At 47.8% G+C, this 14,452-nt stretch carries 10 protein-coding genes, 1 tRNA gene and 2 rRNA genes; 2 read left to right on the top strand and 11 right to left on the bottom strand.

The window, feature by feature from the left end; all coding sequences use genetic code 11:
* Positions 1 to 31 precede the first annotated feature (31 nt).
* From FC652_RS04410 to pgi, 4 genes are all read right to left on the bottom strand, one after another.
* A 23S ribosomal RNA gene (locus FC652_RS04410) occupies positions 32 to 2,919 on the bottom strand.
* A 283-nt stretch (positions 2,920 to 3,202) separates the two neighbouring features.
* A tRNA-Ala gene (locus FC652_RS04405) sits at positions 3,203 to 3,278 on the bottom strand.
* Positions 3,279 to 3,344: 66 nt separating this feature from the next.
* Positions 3,345 to 4,887, bottom strand: a 16S ribosomal RNA gene (locus FC652_RS04400).
* Together the 16S and 23S rRNA genes with 1 tRNA gene alongside form the textbook arrangement of a ribosomal RNA operon.
* Positions 4,888 to 5,538: 651 nt before the next feature.
* Positions 5,539 to 7,191, bottom strand: coding sequence for a glucose-6-phosphate isomerase (gene pgi / locus FC652_RS04395; RefSeq protein WP_176297618.1), 1,653 nt, complete (start codon positions 7,189 to 7,191; stop codon positions 5,539 to 5,541).
* A gap of 320 nt (positions 7,192 to 7,511) precedes the next feature.
* Here pgi and FC652_RS04390 point away from each other — a divergent pair, with 320 nt between their 5' ends.
* Complete coding sequence (locus FC652_RS04390) at positions 7,512 to 7,931, top strand: secondary thiamine-phosphate synthase enzyme YjbQ (RefSeq protein ID WP_038964147.1); 420 nt, start codon at positions 7,512 to 7,514, stop codon at positions 7,929 to 7,931.
* Between the two features lie 53 nt (positions 7,932 to 7,984).
* Here FC652_RS04390 and FC652_RS04385 read toward each other — a convergent pair whose 3' ends face one another.
* The 3 genes from FC652_RS04385 to FC652_RS04375 are packed head-to-tail and all read right to left on the bottom strand — an operon-like array spanning position 7,985 to position 11,688.
* Positions 7,985 to 9,196, bottom strand: coding sequence for a BamA/TamA family outer membrane protein (locus tag FC652_RS04385; protein ID WP_176297617.1), 1,212 nt, complete (start codon positions 9,194 to 9,196; stop codon positions 7,985 to 7,987).
* A 7-nt stretch (positions 9,197 to 9,203) separates the two neighbouring features.
* On the bottom strand, positions 9,204 to 10,322 hold the full coding sequence (alr, locus tag FC652_RS04380; RefSeq protein WP_176297623.1) for an alanine racemase: 1,119 nt from the start codon (positions 10,320 to 10,322) through the stop codon (positions 9,204 to 9,206).
* Positions 10,294 to 11,688: a replicative DNA helicase gene (locus FC652_RS04375; RefSeq protein ID WP_026050197.1), complete on the bottom strand. Its 1,395-nt coding sequence runs from the start codon at positions 11,686 to 11,688 to the stop codon at positions 10,294 to 10,296. The genes alr and FC652_RS04375 overlap by 29 nt, the downstream gene beginning before the upstream one ends.
* 167 nt (positions 11,689 to 11,855) lie before the next feature.
* Between FC652_RS04375 and FC652_RS04370 the strand changes: the two genes are divergently transcribed.
* Complete coding sequence (locus FC652_RS04370) at positions 11,856 to 12,623, top strand: YdiY family protein (RefSeq protein WP_080609337.1); 768 nt, start codon at positions 11,856 to 11,858, stop codon at positions 12,621 to 12,623.
* Between the two features lie 84 nt (positions 12,624 to 12,707).
* Here FC652_RS04370 and rplI read toward each other — a convergent pair whose 3' ends face one another.
* The 4 genes from rplI to rpsF are packed head-to-tail and all read right to left on the bottom strand — an operon-like array spanning position 12,708 to position 14,117.
* Positions 12,708 to 13,157 (bottom strand): 50S ribosomal protein L9, encoded by a 450-nt coding sequence (gene rplI / locus FC652_RS04365; RefSeq protein ID WP_017419665.1) that lies wholly within the window; start codon positions 13,155 to 13,157, stop codon positions 12,708 to 12,710.
* A 33-nt stretch (positions 13,158 to 13,190) separates the two neighbouring features.
* Complete coding sequence (rpsR, locus tag FC652_RS04360; protein WP_000090472.1) at positions 13,191 to 13,418, bottom strand: 30S ribosomal protein S18; 228 nt, start codon at positions 13,416 to 13,418, stop codon at positions 13,191 to 13,193.
* Positions 13,419 to 13,434: 16 nt separating this feature from the next.
* Positions 13,435 to 13,737 carry a primosomal replication protein N gene (priB, locus tag FC652_RS04355; protein WP_080609339.1) on the bottom strand — a complete coding sequence of 101 codons (303 nt, stop codon included), beginning with the start codon at positions 13,735 to 13,737 and terminating at the stop codon, positions 13,435 to 13,437.
* Between the two features lie 8 nt (positions 13,738 to 13,745).
* On the bottom strand, positions 13,746 to 14,117 hold the full coding sequence (gene rpsF / locus FC652_RS04350) for a 30S ribosomal protein S6 (RefSeq protein ID WP_011079362.1): 372 nt from the start codon (positions 14,115 to 14,117) through the stop codon (positions 13,746 to 13,748).
* Positions 14,118 to 14,452: the final 335 nt, after the last annotated feature.

Raw genomic sequence — 14,452 nt, 5'->3', positions numbered from 1 at the left:
TTTGAGTCCATCAAAACCCTTTGGGTGTTGTATGGTTAAGCCTCACGGGCAATTAGTACAGGTTAGCTCAACGCCTCACAGCGCTTACACACCCTGCCTATCAACGTTCTAGTCTCGAACAACCCTTTAGGATACTTAAAGTATCAGGGAAGACTCATCTCAGGGCTCGCTTCCCGCTTAGATGCTTTCAGCGGTTATCGATTCCGAACTTAGCTACCGGGCAATGCGTCTGGCGACACAACCCGAACACCAGAGGTTCGTCCACTCCGGTCCTCTCGTACTAGGAGCAGCCCCCTTCAATCTTCCAACGCCCACGGCAGATAGGGACCGAACTGTCTCACGACGTTCTAAACCCAGCTCGCGTACCACTTTAAATGGCGAACAGCCATACCCTTGGGACCGACTTCAGCCCCAGGATGTGATGAGCCGACATCGAGGTGCCAAACACCGCCGTCGATATGAACTCTTGGGCGGTATCAGCCTGTTATCCCCGGAGTACCTTTTATCCGTTGAGCGATGGCCCTTCCATTCAGAACCACCGGATCACTATGACCTGCTTTCGCACCTGCTCGAACCGTCATTCTCGCAGTTAAGCGGGCTTATGCCATTGCACTAACCTCACGATGTCCAACCGTGATTAGCCCACCTTCGTGCTCCTCCGTTACTCTTTGGGAGGAGACCGCCCCAGTCAAACTACCCACCAGGCACTGTCCGCAACCCCGATTAGGGGCCAACGTTAGAACATCAAACATACAAGGGTGGTATTTCAAGGACGGCTCCAACGCAACTGGCGTCACGTCTTCAAAGCCTCCCACCTATCCTACACATGTAGGTTCAATGTTCAGTGCCAAGCTGTAGTAAAGGTTCACGGGGTCTTTCCGTCTAGCCGCGGGTACACTGCATCTTCACAGCGATTTCAATTTCACTGAGTCTCGGGTGGAGACAGCGTGGCCATCATTACGCCATTCGTGCAGGTCGGAACTTACCCGACAAGGAATTTCGCTACCTTAGGACCGTTATAGTTACGGCCGCCGTTTACCGGGGCTTCGATCAAGAGCTTCGCTTACGCTAACCCCATCAATTAACCTTCCGGCACCGGGCAGGCGTCACACCGTATACGTCATCTTACGATTTTGCACAGTGCTGTGTTTTTAATAAACAGTTGCAGCCACCTGGTATCTGCGACTCTCGTCAGCTCCATCCGCAAGGGACTTCACCATCAAGAGCGTACCTTCTCCCGAAGTTACGGTACCATTTTGCCTAGTTCCTTCACCCGAGTTCTCTCAAGCGCCTTGGTATTCTCTACCCGACCACCTGTGTCGGTTTGGGGTACGATTCCTTACAATCTGAAGCTTAGAGGCTTTTCCTGGAAGCATGGCATCAATGACTTCACTACCGTAGTAGCTCGACGTCGTGTCTCAGCCTTAAGAGTATCCGGATTTACCTAAACACTCAGCCTACGCACTTGAACCTGGACAACCGTCGCCAGGCCCACCTAGCCTTCTCCGTCCCCCCATCGCAATTGTAAGAAGTACGGGAATATTAACCCGTTTCCCATCGACTACGCTTTTCAGCCTCGCCTTAGGGGTCGACTTACCCTGCCCCGATTAACGTTGGACAGGAACCCTTGGTCTTCCGGCGGGGAGGTTTTTCACCCCCCTTGTCGTTACTCATGTCAGCATTCGCACTTCTGATACCTCCCGCATGCTTTACAACACACCTTCAACGGCTTACAGAACGCTCCCCTACCCAATATCTAAAAGATATTGCCGCAGCTTCGGTTTACAGCTTAGCCCCGTTACATCTTCCGCGCAGGCCGACTCGACTAGTGAGCTATTACGCTTTCTTTAAATGATGGCTGCTTCTAAGCCAACATCCTAGCTGTCTAAGCCTTCCCACATCGTTTCCCACTTAGCTGTAATTTGGGACCTTAGCTGGCGGTCTGGGTTGTTTCCCTCTCCACGACGGACGTTAGCACCCGCCGTGTGTCTCCCGGATAGTACTTACTGGTATTCGGAGTTTGCAAAGGGTTGGTAAGTCGGGATGACCCCCTAGCCTTAACAGTGCTCTACCCCCAGTAGTATTCGTCCGAGGCGCTACCTAAATAGCTTTCGGGGAGAACCAGCTATCTCCGAGTTTGATTGGCCTTTCACCCCTAGCCACAAGTCATCCGCTAATTTTTCAACATTAGTCGGTTCGGTCCTCCAGTTGATGTTACTCAACCTTCAACCTGCCCATGGCTAGATCACTCGGTTTCGGGTCTATATCCAGAGACTATGACGCCCAGTTAAGACTCGGTTTCCCTACGGCTCCCCTAGATGGTTAACCTTGCCACTGAATATAAGTCGCTGACCCATTATACAAAAGGTACGCAGTCACACCACGAAGGTGCTCCTACTGCTTGTACGTACACGGTTTCAGGTTCTATTTCACTCCCCTCACAGGGGTTCTTTTCGCCTTTCCCTCACGGTACTGGTTCACTATCGGTCAGTCAGGAGTATTTAGCCTTGGAGGATGGTCCCCCCATATTCAGACAGGATAACACGTGTCCCGCCCTACTCGATTTCACTGAACATGCATCTACAACTACGGGACTATCACCCTGTATCGTCGGACTTTCCAGACCGTTCGTCTAACACATGTAAAGCTTAAGGGCTAATCCAATTTCGCTCGCCGCTACTTTCGGAATCTCGGTTGATTTCTTTTCCTCGGGGTACTTAGATGTTTCAGTTCTCCCGGTTCGCTTCATTGAGCTATGTATTCACTCAATGATACTGGCTTATGCCAGTGGGTTTCCCCATTCGGAAATCGTAGACTCAAGTGGCTGTTACTGCCTCATCTACGCTTATCGCAAGTTACTACGTCCTTCATCGCCTCTGACTGCCAAGGCATCCACCGTGTACGCTTAGTCACTTAACCATACAACCCCAAAGGGTCTTCTAGTCAAACAACCAAAGTTGCTATCTCATTATTTGAATGAGCGAGATAGCGTTGATTTTGCCGGACTCAATTTCGAATAGTCACTAAAAGTGACATTCCCAAGAACACTTGAATGTGTTTGTTGGTGTTTGTCTTACAGACAAACATTGAGAACTTTACAAACAACAATAAATTGTTGTTTTGTCAGCTTTCCAAATTGTTAAAGAGCAGATTTTCTAATGAAAACCATTTTTAAAGATTCTTAAGGAAAAACCTTTAATAATGGTGGAGCTAGACGGGATCGAACCGTCGACCTCTTGCATGCCATGCAAGCGCTCTCCCAGCTGAGCTATAGCCCCACATCTATCTCTAAACTTTCTAAACCATATCAATCTGTGTGAACACTCATCGCAATAATCATCGTATAAGGAGGTGATCCAGCGCCAGGTTCCCCTAGCGCTACCTTGTTACGACTTCACCCCAGTCATGAACCACAAAGTGGTGAGCGTCCTCCCGAAGGTTAAACTACCCACTTCTTTTGCAGCCCACTCCCATGGTGTGACGGGCGGTGTGTACAAGGCCCGGGAACGTATTCACCGTGGCATTCTGATCCACGATTACTAGCGATTCCGACTTCATGGAGTCGAGTTGCAGACTCCAATCCGGACTACGACGCACTTTTTGGGATTCGCTCACTTTCGCAAGTTGGCCGCCCTCTGTATGCGCCATTGTAGCACGTGTGTAGCCCTACTCGTAAGGGCCATGATGACTTGACGTCGTCCCCACCTTCCTCCGGTTTATCACCGGCAGTCTCCCTGGAGTTCCCGACATTACTCGCTGGCAAACAAGGATAAGGGTTGCGCTCGTTGCGGGACTTAACCCAACATTTCACAACACGAGCTGACGACAGCCATGCAGCACCTGTCTCAGAGTTCCCGAAGGCACTCCAGCGTCTCCGCTAGATTCTCTGGATGTCAAGAGTAGGTAAGGTTCTTCGCGTTGCATCGAATTAAACCACATGCTCCACCGCTTGTGCGGGCCCCCGTCAATTCATTTGAGTTTTAATCTTGCGACCGTACTCCCCAGGCGGTCTACTTAACGCGTTAGCTCCGAAAGCCACGGCTCAAGGCCACAACCTCCAAGTAGACATCGTTTACAGCGTGGACTACCAGGGTATCTAATCCTGTTTGCTCCCCACGCTTTCGCATCTGAGTGTCAGTATCTGTCCAGGGGGCCGCCTTCGCCACCGGTATTCCTTCAGATCTCTACGCATTTCACCGCTACACCTGAAATTCTACCCCCCTCTACAGTACTCTAGTCTGCCAGTTTCAAATGCAGTTCCGAGGTTGAGCCCCGGGCTTTCACATCTGACTTAACAAACCACCTGCATGCGCTTTACGCCCAGTAATTCCGATTAACGCTCGCACCCTCCGTATTACCGCGGCTGCTGGCACGGAGTTAGCCGGTGCTTCTTCTGTTGCTAACGTCAAATGATGCCGCTATTAACGACACCACCTTCCTCACAACTGAAAGTGCTTTACAACCCGAAGGCCTTCTTCACACACGCGGCATGGCTGCATCAGGCTTGCGCCCATTGTGCAATATTCCCCACTGCTGCCTCCCGTAGGAGTCTGGACCGTGTCTCAGTTCCAGTGTGGCTGATCATCCTCTCAGACCAGCTAGGGATCGTCGCCTTGGTGAGCCCTTACCTCACCAACTAGCTAATCCCACCTGGGCATATCCTGACGCGAGAGGCCCGAAGGTCCCCCTCTTTGGCCCGTAGGCATCATGCGGTATTAGCCACCGTTTCCAATGGTTATCCCCCACATCAGGGCAATTTCCCAGGCATTACTCACCCGTCCGCCGCTCGCCACCCGAGAAACAAGTTTCTCTGTGCTGCCGCTCGACTTGCATGTGTTAGGCCTGCCGCCAGCGTTCAATCTGAGCCATGATCAAACTCTTCAATTAAAAGTTTTTTGAAGCTTTCGCTTCGGCTCAATGAATACTGAATAAATTGACTGTGCCGATACTTAGTATCGTTTTGGTCACTCAGTTCATTGATAAATCTTTTGGATTATCATCAACGAGTGCCCACACAGATTGATAGGTTTATATTGTTAAAGAGCTTTCTTCTTTTGTGAATCGCATCACTTCGGAAGAGGCGGCCATTTTAGCGAGTTAAGTTTTAGTGTCAACCACTTTTTTCAAAACTTTTTTCAGGTGACTCACCTGGCTAAATGCCTTGGCTGATGGGCTCTGGTTTCTTTCGAAGCCTTGCCGTGTCAGCGAGGTGGCATTATAGGGATCAGCGTCACGTTGGCAAGCCCTTTTTATTAAAAAATGCAAAAATAGAGCTTAAGCGATGGATTTTCATTCAACCCTTGTTTTATTCAATTTTACTCAACACATTCCAACACGATATACACAACATTATCCACAAAAGCGCATTTTTAATAGCATTGACATTCTATTTCCTTCACTCATCACAGACCGAAGAATAGACTAATTGCTATTACCTGACGTTTTACACTCAAAAAAAACCGATACTGAAGCAATATCGGTTTTTTAGCTAAAATGAAGACAAGCTAATTATTCTCGTCTTTTACTATTAACTATAGATTACGCTTTGAAAGCTTTAAATGCGTTAATAAGACCATTGGTCGAACTGTCGTGTGAACTGATCTCAGAACCGTCAGCTAGCTCAGGTAGGATTTGGTTTGCCAGTTGTTTACCTAGCTCCACCCCCCACTGGTCAAAGCTGAAGATGTTCCAGATAACGCCTTGAACGAAGATTTTGTGCTCGTACATGGCGATCAGGTTACCCAGTGTGCGAGGGGTGATTTGCTTAACCAAGATAGAATTGGTTGGACGGTTGCCTTCAAATACCTTGAATGGGGCGATCGCCGCCACTTCTTCTGCATTTTTACCGGCTTTAACCAATTCCGCTTTGACGGTTTCTTCATTTTTACCAAATGCCAACGCTTCTGTTTGTGCAAAGAAGTTTGACATCAGTTTCTGATGGTGGTCACCTGCTGGGTTGTGGCTCACAGCCGGTGCAATGAAGTCACAAGGGATTAACTTGGTGCCTTGGTGGATCAGTTGGTAGAACGCGTGCTGACCGTTAGTACCTGGCTCACCCCAGATAATTGGACCAGTTTGGTAAGTCACTGGGTTACCATTGCGGTCAACGTATTTGCCGTTCGACTCCATGTTACCTTGCTGGAAGTACGCCGCGAAGCGGTGCATGTACTGGTCGTAAGGTAGAATAGCTTCTGACTCAGCGCCGTGGAAGTTGTTGTACCAAATACCAATCAGGGCAAGAATCACAGGAATGTTGCTTTCTAGCTCTGTAGAGACGAAATGGTTATCCATCTCGTGAGCACCGTCTAGAAGTTCAATGAAGTTGTCGTAACCGACAGCAAGTGCAATTGAAAGCCCGATGGCTGACCATAGAGAGTAACGACCACCAACCCAGTCCCAGAACTCAAACATGTTATCTGTGTCGATACCGAACTCAGATACCGCTGGAGCATTAGTAGAAAGTGCCGCAAAGTGCTTAGCAACGTGTGCTTGATCGCCAGCCGTAGCTAGGAACCAATCACGCGCAGTGTGAGCGTTTGTCATGGTTTCTTGAGTCGTGAACGTCTTAGACGCGATCAAGAAGAGTGTTGTCTCAGGATCGACTTTCTTCAGTGTTTCAACGATGTGAGTACCATCAACGTTAGAAACAAAGTGTAAGTTTAGGTGGTTTTTGTATGGTGCAAGCGCTTCCGTCACCATGTAAGGGCCTAGGTCTGAACCGCCAATGCCGATGTTGACGATATCTGTGATCGCTTTACCTGTATAACCTTTCCATTCACCGCCAATAACGCGGTCAGTGAACGATTTCATTTTCTTAAGTACTGCGTTTACCGCTGGCATCACGTCTTCACCATCAACCAGGACTGCCTGGTTTGAGCGATTACGTAGCGCCGTATGGAGCACCGCGCGGCCTTCCGTTTGGTTGATCGCTTCACCACTAAACATTGCTTTAATAGCAGCACTTAGTTCCGTTTCTTTCGCTAGTGCGAATAGGTGTTTTAACGTTTCTTCGTTGATCAGGTTCTTTGAGTAATCGACAAGAATATCACTGCCAAAACGTGCTGAGAACTTATCAAAACGCGCTGCGTCTTGAGCGAAAAGATCTTTCAGATCCATATCTTGTGCAGATTCAAAATGCGCTGTCAGCGCTTTCCAAGCTTGTGTTTGCGTTGGATTAATAGTTTTCAACATGGTATTTATCCCGATGTTACAGTAGGTTCCATTCCATACAGTCTAGCGAAAACTGGTGGAATCCCCGATTTAGCAAAAAATAATTGTGATTGTCGACTGCACTCTCGCGCAAGACAACCATAAATCTGTAATTTTTTTTCAGAGTGCAATTATGACGCACTCGCGCTGCGCGCTCTTTGAGTTAAGTCACGTAAACCGTTTCTGTTTTGAGCAAGCCACTTAGCGTGATGGCTCACTATAGTGTGTTGTCTCTCTCATACGCTGCAACCAAAGATAGCGTTGAATTATCCATTTGCCAAATAGATTATAAGGAATGGGATATGTGGTATCAGAAGTGTTTAACCCTACCCGCCCGAAAGCGTGGCTTTCATCTGATCACTGATGAAATTGAACAACAATTACCAGAATTATCAAAATTATCCGTTGGTTTGTTACATCTTTTTATCCAACATACCTCAGCCAGTTTGACCATCAATGAGAACGCAGACCCCACCGTTCGACATGATATGGAGCAACACTTTAATCGCTTTGTTCCTGAAAGGGCCCCTTACTATCAGCATGATTATGAAGGCGATGATGATATGCCTGCCCACATAAAAGCCTCGACATTAGGATGCCATCTCACTATTCCAATCTCTCAGGGGCGTTTAGCGTTAGGCACTTGGCAAGGGATCTACTTAGGCGAACATCGAGATCATGGTGGACAACGTCGTATAATGGCCACGCTCTATGGGGAATAAAAAACAAGCCGAGCAAATAGCTCGGCTTGAGTGATGATAAGATGTGGCAAACGTTAAAACGGCTGGTTGACCATGACACGAAAAAGGCTCTCTTCACTTCCCCATGCCATTTCGGCTCGCACCACAATGCCTTCCACTTGAAAACGCACGGCACCACCTGCGCTCCACTGCATATCGCTGTGCAGTTCAGAGAAACTGCTTTCGTCGCTCACTCGTCCCATATCGACAAAAGCGACCCATTGCCACCAAGGGATATCGTAGATATTCAGCACTGGAATATCATCCAAAGGTTGCCATTTGGGTAAAACACGGTACTCAGCGCTGTAGTTGATGGCCGATTTGCCATGAAAACGCCCAGAGGAAAAACTTCTCAATCGGTATAAACCACCTAGACTTACCTGATCAAACTCTGGCGGTCTTTGACATGTTTGAGCATTACAATTATTCCAAGTAGGCGTATCGGCAATATAGAAGTTAAACGCAAACACTTGTTGGTCGAGAAGATCATCGACACCACCGAGATTCCAAAAGCCACTACTGGAATACTCATATTTCAACCAATCGTTATCATTACCCCAGTTTTCATCTGCGTAGGTGATATCCAGTCGAGTGCGAAAACCTTGAGTCGGGTTGCGAACATCATTTCGGTTATCCCAATCCAACTTCAAACTGAGCCCGGTAGAATCGCTATCTTGGCCAGCAATAGCATTAATTTCTCGAGAGGTATGAAACGGCTGAAACTCAATGGTGGTGATACCGCTGCGATCTGGCGAGAAGCCTTTAATTTGCCGAGTGGGTTCTAATGCCGCGCGCGCTCCGCGAAACGCCGCATGCCCCCAAGGCACAATATAACGGAAGGAGAAACGCGTGATCGATTCTTTACCTGTCGCTATCGTTCGATCGGCCGCTGTTGAATCATTACTAGCGTTGGCACCAAGGTAATAGTCGTAATCAACAAACTTCCCTTGATAGCTTTCCGCACCGAGCAACCAGAAATCACCCACTTGGTAATTTGATGCAGCAAGATAAGTGACATAGCTTCCTTTGTCAGAGTAAAGCGCGGTACCCAATACCGAAGCATTAGTTTGCCCTACATGCTGTGCGAGTCCAGCGACACCCAGAGTATTACCCATGCTATCACTGACAAAATAGTAAGGAACCACGGCCGTTTCTGGAGACCAACTTGGCCAACCATCAGCCCAAGTTGGCAGAGCGCACAAGCCAGTTGCCGCAACCACCAAGCGAAAAACAGGTTTTGATTTCATTATTGATTTATTCGCTATAAGACATTTCAACGCGTGAAGTAAGTTTAGTCACTAACTCATAAGCGATGGTGCCGATATGCAGCGCCACCTCTTCCGCTGGTAAATCTGCGCCCCAAAGAATCGCCTCATCACCGACACGATCGGTTGCATCGGGGCCGAGATCCACCGTAAGCATATCCATAGAGACTCGCCCGGCAATCGGCACCTTACGGCCATTGACCAACACGGGAGTTCCGTTGGGTGCCGTTCGTGGGTAGCCATCACCATAACCAATAGCAATTACCCCTACTTTGGTATCGCGTTCGCTGATCCAGGTTGCGCCATATCCCACTGACTCGCCCGCTTTGACATCTCGAACCGCAATTAAATGAGACTTTAAGGTCATCACTGGTTTGTAGCCTAGCTCGGAGGCGGTCTTGTCACCAAATGGAGAAACACCATACATAATGATGCCCGGGCGCACCCACTCCAATTGACTTTCTTGCCAAGCCAATAATCCTGCAGAAGCTGCAAGCGAGCGCTCACCTTTGCAACCTCGAGTTAGCGACAAAAACAGCTCGATTTGTTTCGGCGTCATCTCGTTGTTCATCTCGTCAGCACAACCAAAGTGGCTCATATAGCGTAAAGGTTTGGCCACATTCGGGCACTGATGCAAACGCTCAACAAATGCTTGGTATTGCTCTGGTCGCACTCCAAGGCGATGCATGCCACTATCGATCTTGAGCCACACCATCACTGGAGTTTCAAGCTCTGCCTCTTCCAAAGCACACAACTGCTCTTCGCAGTGCACCACCGTTTGAATGTTGTTGGTCACCAAGACAGGCAAATCACCCGAAGAGTAAAATCCTTCTAAAAGCAAGATGGGTTTAACAACACCACACGCTCGCAGTTGTAGCGCTTCTTCAATTCGCGCAACCCCAAAGGCATCCGCACCAACCGCATGCTTAGCTACGTGACGCAAACCATGACCATAGCCATTTGCCTTAACCACCGCCATCAACTTACTGTGCGGGGCTTGCTGTTTGATCAACTGTAAATTGTGTTGTAAAGCCACAAGGTCAATACAAGCCGTGGCGGCTTTCATGTAATTCATCGTGTTACTCATCATCAAACGCCGGGCCGGCATAATTGTCAAAGCGAGACCACTGTCCTTGGAATGTCAAACGCACCGAACCGATAGGACCGTTACGCTGCTTACCAATAATGATCTCCGCTGTTCCTTTCAGTGCGCTGTCAGGGTTATATACTTCGTCTCGATAGATGAACATGATTAAGTCGGCGTCCTGCTCGATAGAGCCAGATTCACGCAGATCCGAGTTCACAGGACGTTTGTCTGCCCGTTGCTCTAGCGAACGGTTCAACTGCGACAGGGCCACCACGGGTACATTCAGCTCTTTCGCCAATGCTTTTAGTGAGCGAGAAATCTCCGCAATTTCCAAAGTACGGTTATCCGAGAGAGCTGGCACGCGCATCAATTGAAGGTAGTCGACCATGATCATCGATAAACCACCATGCTCACGCGCCACACGACGCGCACGTGAACGCACTTCCGTTGGCGTTAGACCAGAGCTGTCATCGATGTACATGTTCTTCTTCTCCATCAAAATACCCATGGTCGAAGAAATACGCGCCCAATCCTCATCGTCCAGCTGACCGGTACGGATCTTGGTTTGGTCAACACGAGACAAAGAGGCCAACATACGCATCATGATTTGTTCCGCGGGCATCTCCAGTGAGAAAATAAGCACAGGCTTGTCTTGAACCATCGCGGCGTTTTCACACAAGTTCATTGCAAAGGTGGTTTTACCCATCGATGGACGTGCGGCGACAATGATAAGGTCAGAGCCTTGCAAACCTGCGGTTTTCTTATTCAGATCCGTAAAGCCAGTATCCACCCCGGTGACACCATCTTGCGGGCTCTTGTACAGTAGCTCGATACGTTCTAAGGTTTTCTCTAGAATGGAATCGACATTTTGTGGGCCTTCGTTTTCGCTGGTGCGTTCTTCCGCGATGGCGAATACTTTACTCTCAGCGAGATCGAGCAGATCTTCTGAACTACGGCCTTGAGGATCATAACCCGCGTCCGCAATTTCATTGGCCACACTGATCAGATTACGTACTAAAGCTCGCTCAGCAACGATATCAGCATAGGCATTAATGTTAGCAGCACTTGGCGTGTTCTTCGCCAAATCGGCAAGGTACGCAAAACCACCGACATCTTCCAACTGCTCACGGCGTTCTAAATGCTCGGACAGGGTAATCAGATCCAGCGGCTTGTTCTCTTCCAAAATGCTTTTAATGGCATCGAAAATCAAACGGTGGGGACGACTATAAAAATCCTTGCTGACCACACGCTCAGCAACCGTATCCCAACGTTCATTATCCAATAACAAACCACCAAGCACCGATTGCTCAGCTTCTAAGGAATGAGGAGGAACTTTTATTGCATCTACTTGGCTATCCGGAATTTTGCGTTTTCGATTATCCGCCATGACTACACTCTGTAACTTATATTTAGCGTCATTATACTCAAAATGGTTTAAGATGCGCGCCTCCGCATGCAGAGTTTGTTGCCCATCTGACAAGTTTTAACTTTAGGCTGACGCACCTATTCTCGTATGTTCGTACTATCCTGAGCCATAAGCTCACATTATAAGAGGTGTTCGTGTCCAATCGCTGGTTTCTGTCGTTAGGTTTATACGCCGTTAGCCTAACTGCTTATGCTGAAGATAATTTGGATAAGGACATCGCCCTTCCCTCTCCGTGGAAAAGTGAAGTGGAGTTTGGCTATCAAGCTCACTCAGGCAACTCGGATTCTAAAGCGCTCAACGCACGCCTCAGTGGGGAATACACGGAAGGTCGCCACCGTTCAAATGGAGAGTGGAAATTCTACAATTTATACAAAGATGGCGAAGAAGATAAGCGCACGTCAACTTACAGCCTGCAATCTGACTACAAGTTATCCCCTAAAACCTACCTTTACGGCAGCTTTAAAGGCATTGATTCACGCTACAGTGCGTACTTCAAAGACTACACAATTTCAGCGGGTTTGGGTTATCAGTTTGCCAGCACGGACACCTTTGTGTTTGAGTTCGAATTTGGCCCAGGCTTTCGCTATCAAGAGCCCAATCTGGATGAAATTGATGACGATGACATTATTTTCCCTGAAATCGTCGAAGAAGGGATTTTCCGTGGCAATTTAAAAACCAGTTGGCAAGCGTTAGAGAATCTGCGTCTCTCGGCCGATATTACGGTCGTCAGTGGTCACAGCAATACGCGAACCGACAGTGATTTAAGTTTGACCAATAACATTACCGAAGACATTGCCCTTAAGATTGCCCACTCTCGCCAGTACCACGACCGAGTGCCCGATGGTCTAAGCAAAGCTGACAGCGTGTTCTCTGTCAATCTGCTGTTTGCTTTCTAATCTCAATCCTCTGATACGATAAACTCGAGCAATAAAAAAAGCACCTCAGAGAGGTGCTTTAAAATTTCGTCTTGAAACTGAAAATTACTCAGCAACAACTTGTAGTTTAGCGGTCGCGAAAACTTCAGAGTGAAGTTGAACGCTGATCTCGAACTCACCAGTTGTACGTAGAGCACCTTCAGGAAGGCGAACTTCGCTCTTAGCAACTTCAACGCCAGCTGCAGTGATTGCATCAGCGATGTCACGAGTACCGATAGAACCGAACAGTTTACCTTCGTCACCAGCTTTAGAAGAGATAACAACTGCTTCTAGAGCATTTACTTTCTCAGCGCGAGCTTGTGCAGAAGCTAGTTGCTCAGCAACTTTTGCTTCAAGTTCAGCACGACGAGCTTCGAACATCTCAACGTTGCCTTTAGTAGCCATAACTGCTTTACCCTGAGGGATAAGGAAGTTACGAGCGTAACCAGACTTAACGTTTACTGTGTCGCCAAGGCTACCTAGGTTACCGATTTTATCAAGTAGAATAACTTGCATTGTTTAATCCTCTTTCTTAATAAACGGTACCGATTACTGATGCTTGTCAGTGTACGGTAGTAGAGCTAGGTAACGAGAACGCTTGATCGCGCGAGCTAGTTGACGCTGATACTTAGCGCTAGTACCAGTGATACGGCTAGGTACGATTTTACCAGCTTCAGTGATGTAGTTTTTAAGAGTTGCTACGTCTTTGTAATCAATCTCTTGTACGCCTTCTGCAGTGAAACGGCAGAATTTACGACGACGGAAGAAACGAGCCATGGGCTATCTCCTGATCTTAAATATGAATTATGTCATCGGCATGTAACACCAATTTACCTACGCCATTTCGGCCGGTCTGATAAGCAACAAAGCCACTTACCTTAATGTTACTGCCCAAAACTATTTGTTGAGTTATCTCTTGTGACCCTTTACCGCTGACAACCACTGGCATTCGACAGAAAACTTGTCTTGGTAAATCCGCCTCAACCACTACCGAGCGATGCTCGAGCCAAAATCGACAATGTGAGATTCCAGCAGGGCTTTGGCTTCGAATCGGATCTTTCACGACGGTGCCGCTCAGCTCCATTCGATTGGTCATAAAATCAATTACTCAGCAGCGAATTCTTTCGCTTCAGCTTCACGACGAGGAGCGCGTTCTTCTTTCTGCTTAAGCATGATTGAAGGCTCAGTGATAGCTGCTTTAGTACGCATGATCATGTTGCGTAGAACTGCATCGTTGTAACGGAAAGCAGTTTCTAGCTCATCGATTACAGCTTGGTCTGCTTCAACGTTCATAAGAACGTAGTGAGCTTTGTGAAGCTTGTTGATTGGGTAAGCCAGTTGACGACGACCCCAATCTTCTAGACGGTGGATTTTACCGCCAGCTTCAGTGATTGAACCAGTGTAACGCTCGATCATGCCAGCAACTTGCTCGCTTTGATCAGGGTGCACCATGAATACGATTTCGTAATGACGCATTGTTTGCTCCTTACGGATTATTAGCTTCCACATTTGGCTCAGTCATCCAGAGGAAGCAAGGAACTAAGGGTTATTGACCGAGTTTAAGGACGGCAAATAGTACAGAAAGGGTTCAGTTTAAGCAAGGAGTATTTTTAAACAACCGAGAGCGAGGAAGATAGGGAACTAGGAACTAGGAACTAGGAACTAGGGACTAGGAACTAGGAACTAGGAACTAGGAACTAGGGACTAGGAACTAGGGAACTAGGGAACTAGGGAACTAGGGAACTAGAAAACTAGAAAACTAGAAAACTAGAAAACTAGAAAACTAGAAAACTAGAAAACTAGAATGCGAG

The sequence above is a fragment of the Vibrio sp. 05-20-BW147 genome (genome assembly GCF_013369385.1).
Classification (GTDB): Bacteria; Pseudomonadota; Gammaproteobacteria; order Enterobacterales; family Vibrionaceae; genus Vibrio; species Vibrio floridensis.
Note: the sequence above shows the minus strand (reverse complement) of the source record. Positions and strands in the feature narration are given on the sequence as shown.

Coding starts and splice junctions, on each gene's coding strand:
- pgi (WP_176297618.1), bottom strand. CDS start 7,191: ATGTTGAAAACTATTAATCCAACGCAAACACAAGCTTGGAAAGCGCTG.
- FC652_RS04390 (WP_038964147.1), top strand. CDS start 7,512: ATGTGGTATCAGAAGTGTTTAACCCTACCCGCCCGAAAGCGTGGCTTT.
- FC652_RS04385 (WP_176297617.1), bottom strand. CDS start 9,196: ATGAAATCAAAACCTGTTTTTCGCTTGGTGGTTGCGGCAACTGGCTTG.
- alr (WP_176297623.1), bottom strand. CDS start 10,322: ATGCCGGCCCGGCGTTTGATGATGAGTAACACGATGAATTACATGAAA.
- FC652_RS04375 (WP_026050197.1), bottom strand. CDS start 11,688: ATGGCGGATAATCGAAAACGCAAAATTCCGGATAGCCAAGTAGATGCA.
- rplI (WP_017419665.1), bottom strand. CDS start 13,157: ATGCAAGTTATTCTACTTGATAAAATCGGTAACCTAGGTAGCCTTGGC.
- rpsR (WP_000090472.1), bottom strand. CDS start 13,418: ATGGCTCGTTTCTTCCGTCGTCGTAAATTCTGCCGTTTCACTGCAGAA.
- priB (WP_080609339.1), bottom strand. CDS start 13,737: ATGACCAATCGAATGGAGCTGAGCGGCACCGTCGTGAAAGATCCGATT.
- rpsF (WP_011079362.1), bottom strand. CDS start 14,117: ATGCGTCATTACGAAATCGTATTCATGGTGCACCCTGATCAAAGCGAG.